This is a genomic window from Microbacterium sp. C448, from assembly GCF_000582705.2.
Classification (GTDB): Bacteria; Actinomycetota; Actinomycetes; order Actinomycetales; family Microbacteriaceae; genus Microbacterium; species Microbacterium lacus_A.
Genome location: NZ_HG779836.1, coordinates 1 through 962, shown reverse-complemented (window position 1 = coordinate 962; position 962 = coordinate 1). Strand labels below are relative to the sequence as shown.

At 61.5% G+C, this 962-nt stretch carries 1 protein-coding gene; it reads right to left on the bottom strand.

Going from position 1 to position 962, the window contains the following annotated elements; translation table 11 throughout:
• Positions 1-256: 256 nt before the first annotated feature.
• Complete coding sequence (locus MIC448_RS16120) at positions 257-817, bottom strand: site-specific integrase (protein WP_243420059.1); 561 nt, start codon at positions 815-817, stop codon at positions 257-259.
• Positions 818-962 lie beyond the last annotated feature (145 nt).

Here is a 962-nt window from a genome sequence, read left to right as displayed (position 1 = left end):
GCTTGGTAGCGCACCTGACTGGGGGTCAGGGGGTCGCAGGTTCAAATCCTGTCAGCCCGACAGAAAATCCCTGATGAGAAGCAATTTTCATCAGGGATTTGTTGTTTCTGAACGTCGTTTTCTCTGGTCCCCCTCTGGTCCCCCTGGACAGGTAGGCGTAGTCGACCTGTGGATGACAGAATCCGTCGCGATGCCCTGTCTGTGGATAAGGGGACCAAAAGGGGACCAGAACGGTGAATACCGGCGACGGAGCGGGTCACAGCCCGCGTCCCGTGCCCTGCCGCGGTCGTCGCGATGGGTTCCGAGGAGTGTCTCTGCTGAGGAAGGCGTTGGCTTGTTCCGCGGCGGAGGCGAGGTGGCGGTCATCGGGGTGGAGGTAGCCGCGTGTTGTCTCGATTGAGGCATGTCCGAGGATCTCTTGGAGGACATGGAGGGGAACACCGGCGTCGGCGAGCCAAGTGGCACCGGTGTGTCGGAGACCGTGTCTGGTGAGATTCGGCAGGCCGAGGTCAGCAACGACCTGGTCCCAGCTGGTCGCATCGCGAACGGTGGCCGTCGTGAGGAAACCGCCACGCGGACCAACGAGGAGTGGTGCGTCCGATTGCTTGAACGCGCAGAGTCGCTTCAGGACCGGCCGGAGTGGGTCGAGAATCGGCACGCGACGCTCTTTGCGGCTTTTGGTTGGCTTGGTGATGAGGCCACCCCTGCCGGGAAAGACCTGCCTTCGGATGATGACGAGGTTCTTTGTGAAGTCCACGTCTCCAACTTGAAGTCCGGAAACTTCTGAAGAACGTGCTGCCAGCAGAGCGGCGAGCATCACGAAGTCTGAATAGGACTGATGGACGGCGCCGCAGGCGGAGGCGAGCTGGTTCAGTTTCTGCAGATCAGGGATCGCGTGCGCGCGCGGGGCAGCATCTTCGGCGGGTTGGATTCGGTGTCGCGCGTCAGAATGTTTGGCAGGG

What these genes read in the sequence shown, in the direction of transcription:
- MIC448_RS16120 (WP_243420059.1), bottom strand. Translation starts at nt 817, where the DNA reads ATGCTCGCCGCTCTGCTGGCAGCACGTTCTTCAGAAGTTTCCGGACTT.